The 3099-nt window shown below is 63.1% G+C and carries 5 protein-coding genes; 2 read left to right on the forward strand and 3 right to left on the reverse strand.

The window, feature by feature from the left end:
- The 3 genes from RIF85_RS15355 to RIF85_RS15365 form a co-directional block, all read right to left on the reverse strand.
- The coding region (locus RIF85_RS15355; protein WP_309072771.1) for a DUF3515 family protein at positions 1 to 209 on the reverse strand (209 nt) is incomplete at its 3' end.
- A gap of 114 nt (positions 210 to 323) precedes the next feature.
- Positions 324 to 638 (reverse strand): MmcQ/YjbR family DNA-binding protein, encoded by a 315-nt coding sequence (locus RIF85_RS15360; protein WP_309072772.1) that lies wholly within the window; start codon positions 636 to 638, stop codon positions 324 to 326.
- A 42-nt stretch (positions 639 to 680) separates the two neighbouring features.
- Positions 681 to 1931 carry an MFS transporter gene (locus RIF85_RS15365; protein ID WP_309072773.1) on the reverse strand — a complete coding sequence of 417 codons (1251 nt, stop codon included), beginning with the start codon at positions 1929 to 1931 and terminating at the stop codon, positions 681 to 683.
- A 127-nt stretch (positions 1932 to 2058) separates the two neighbouring features.
- On the opposite strand from RIF85_RS15365, the gene RIF85_RS15370 reads away from it, so the two are divergent.
- Together RIF85_RS15370 and RIF85_RS15375 are read left to right on the forward strand one after the other, a co-directional pair.
- Positions 2059 to 2706, forward strand: a complete 648-nt coding sequence (locus tag RIF85_RS15370; protein ID WP_375164865.1) for a DedA family protein — start codon at positions 2059 to 2061, stop codon at positions 2704 to 2706.
- Between the two features lie 74 nt (positions 2707 to 2780).
- On the forward strand, positions 2781 to 3099 hold a 319-nt coding region (locus tag RIF85_RS15375), incomplete at its 3' end, for an AIR synthase related protein (RefSeq protein ID WP_309072774.1).

Below are 3099 nucleotides of genomic sequence, written 5' to 3' on the forward strand. Positions count from 1 at the left end.
CCCCAGGCGGCTGTGCCCTGACTGTTGGTTTCCCTCAGCTCGTTACCGGCCACCTGGTCCGGAAGGGCGATCATCACCTCGGCGCAGGCGGGGTTGGCCGCATCGGGAGCCGCATCGACGTCAACAATGGGGGAACAGGCACTCAGCGACACCACGAGCAGGGCGCCGGCGCTGGAGGCACGCACGAAGTGACGCGAATGTGTTGGCATATAGACAAGCCTAGCGGGAGGAAACAGCGGTCCTACCCGCCCGGAACTGCCGCGAAAGGCGTCCCGTTCCACCCAGGCCGAGCGGTTCATCCGCCCGCCCGATCCGTTCCACACCTACTCCGCTATGACTCGGCCACCGGCGAGGAGGAACGATTCCTCAAGCAATTCCCTGAGCTCGTCACGCTCGATCCGGGTGAGCCGGACAAGGACCAGTTGCGGAGATCTCTCGTGGTGCGGTGTCCAGAAGTAGATTGCAGGGTGCGTGCCGGCGAGTGCCTCCCGCTCGCTGGTCTTCACCGTGAGCACGCCCGGTTCCCAGATGCGGGCCATCAAGGTTTTGGCGAACCAGGCAGGCTGACCCCAACTTGGCCGCTCCATCACCCCGGGTAACGACAGACAGATGTGCCGGACATCACCTTCAGTTACCATTCCTTGCCTTCCCCTCGGGGCCCGGACGGAGGTCCGGGATTCCTACGCTTCGATGTCCGCGGCGTCGATCGCCTTGTCGCTGAGGATCGGCATGAGGGCCAGCAGCGCTAGCGTCAGCACACCCATGATGCCGAACATCGCCTGCAGCCCCGCCACCTGGGCGATGAGGCCTCCCGCTGCGGCGCCCAGCGGCATAGTGCCCCACGCGAGCAGCCGGTAGGCGCTATTGACCCGTCCCAGCAGGCGATCCGGCGTGATGCGCTGCCTCAGGGAGACGGTGATGACATTCCAGAGCATCACCAGAGCGCCGCCCACGAAGAATACGAACCCGAGGATGTAGGGATTGTCGGTAAGAGCAGGAGCTCCGACGAAGAACGAGCCACCCAGAATCGTCAGGGCCAGGGATTTTGACCGGCCCAGCAGGCGTTCGGCCCATTCGGCTATGAAGGATCCAAGGAATGCGCCGAGTGCTGAAGTTGTCAGGAGTATCCCGAAGCCTACCTCGGACAGTTGCATGGCCGACGCCGGCCCGACCGCGAACAGGACGAAAAGTGCGAACGCGGCGCTCGATGCGAAGTTGAAGGTTCCTGTCATGACGGCAAGCGTTCGCAGGATCTTCTGGTTGTAGAGATACCTCAACCCCTCGGCGATATCGTGGCGGAGCGTCGTCTTCTGCTCGCGCTCGATACGAAAGTTCCCTCGCACCAGGAAGAGAGCGCCCACGGCAGCGAGCCACAGGGCGGCTGGCACCAGGAAACCTCCGATGACACCCGCTGCAACGAGGAACCCGCCCAGGGGCGGGCCGATGAATTGGTTGGTGGTCAGTTCGACGGCGTACAGCCGGCCGTTGGCGCGGGAGAGCTGGTCGCGGTGCACCACCTGGGGCATGATCGACTGCGCTGACGTGTCGTAGAGCGTCTCGGCCACGCCGACCAGCAGTGCGGTGACGTATAAAACCCAGATCGAGCCCAGATCAAAGAGGATCACCGCCACCAGCAACGCAGGCAGGACAGCCCTTGCGGTGTTGGCGGTGAGCATGAGCCGGCGCCGATCCAACCTGTCCGCCAGAGCACCGGCTGTCAACGTGAAAAGCAGCCAGGGAAGCGTGGCGACGAAGGACAAGCCCGCAATGAGAGTGGGGGACTGCGTGAACTGAATAGCGAGCAGGGGCAGCGCGATCTTGAAGACCCCGTCGGCGAGATTGGAGAGCCCCGACGCTGTCCATAGGTTCCAGTAGGGCGCACCGAGAGGCATCCTGGTCTGATTGTTGACCTCCAGCGCATCGCCTGCCATGTGTGAAACGGTCCCACAGTGATTGGGAGAACTCAAGGGGTTGCGGTGGTTGTTGTGCAGCCAGTTGACCATCGGCCATGCTCGGTACCATGGGTGCCTGCCACCTATCCGCAGGGGAGTACGTCACATGGAGGCTGGTATCGCCGGTGGTGCCCAGGAGCAATCCGGACTGACCGGACTCATCACCGACGTGATGAGTGCCCTCGGCGAGATCGGCGTCGGGTTCCTGGTACTCCTCGAGACGGTCTTTCCACCCATCCCGAGTGAAGTGGTGCTGCCGCTGGCTGGGTTCCTGTCCCAGCAGGGCGCCATGAATGCGATGCTCGTGCTTGCCCTGGCCACTCTCGGGAGCTACGCGGGCGCTGTTCTCCTGTATCTGCTCGGAGCGAAGCTCGGTGAGGAGAGGGTGGTGCGCGGTCTCTCCGAGCTGCCGTTGGTCGACCGTGAGGACTTCGAACGCGCTGCACGCTGGTTTGAACGTCATGGGCGCTCGGCGGTGTTCTTCGGGCGTCTGATCCCCGGCGTCCGAAGTCTGATTTCGCTGCCGGCAGGAGCAGAACACATGCCGATGGGCACATTCAGTCTTTTCACAATCGCGGGGAGTCTGGTCTGGAACGTTCTCCTCATTGCACTGGGGTACTTCCTGGGAACCCAGTACCACCTGGTCGACCAGTATTCCCAGTACTTCGACATCGTCATCTACGCGGTGTTGGCGGCATTGGTCGGCTGGCTGGTCCTCCGCCGCGTACGACGACGGCGCGCCGGCCGCCGTTGAAGCTCCCCTCCCAGCTGGAGGGCGCTATTCACAGGCGTCGCCGAAATGTCCAGGGCGCCAAGTACGGTGGAATCATGCCTCTTACCGTTGCCCAGTTGAGCGAATCTGCCCTGCTTGAGCGCATTCTGCCCCGTCTGCGGGGCAGCTTCGACTATCCCCCCGACATCCTCTTGGGTCCCGGTGATGATGCTGCGTTGGTGGCAGCGCCGGACGGCAGAGTGCTTGTTTCCATTGATACCCAGGTTCAGGACATGGATTTCCGGCTGCAGTGGGCAAACGGTTATCGGACCACGGGATTCGACGTCGGGTGGAAGGCTGCTGCGCAGAACCTCAGCGATATCAACGCCATGGGCGGACGCGCCACCTCTCTCGCTGTCAGTCTGACCCTTCCCG

The sequence above is a fragment of the Arthrobacter sp. genome, assembly GCF_031179385.1.
GTDB lineage: Bacteria > Actinomycetota > Actinomycetes > Actinomycetales > Micrococcaceae > Arthrobacter_D.

What these genes read in the sequence shown, in the direction of transcription:
- RIF85_RS15365 (WP_309072773.1), bottom strand. Translation starts at nt 1,931, where the DNA reads ATGGCAGGCGATGCGCTGGAGGTCAACAATCAGACCAGGATGCCTCTC.
- RIF85_RS15360 (WP_309072772.1), bottom strand. Translation starts at nt 638, where the DNA reads ATGGTAACTGAAGGTGATGTCCGGCACATCTGTCTGTCGTTACCCGGG.
- RIF85_RS15370 (WP_375164865.1), top strand. Translation starts at nt 2,059, where the DNA reads ATGGAGGCTGGTATCGCCGGTGGTGCCCAGGAGCAATCCGGACTGACC.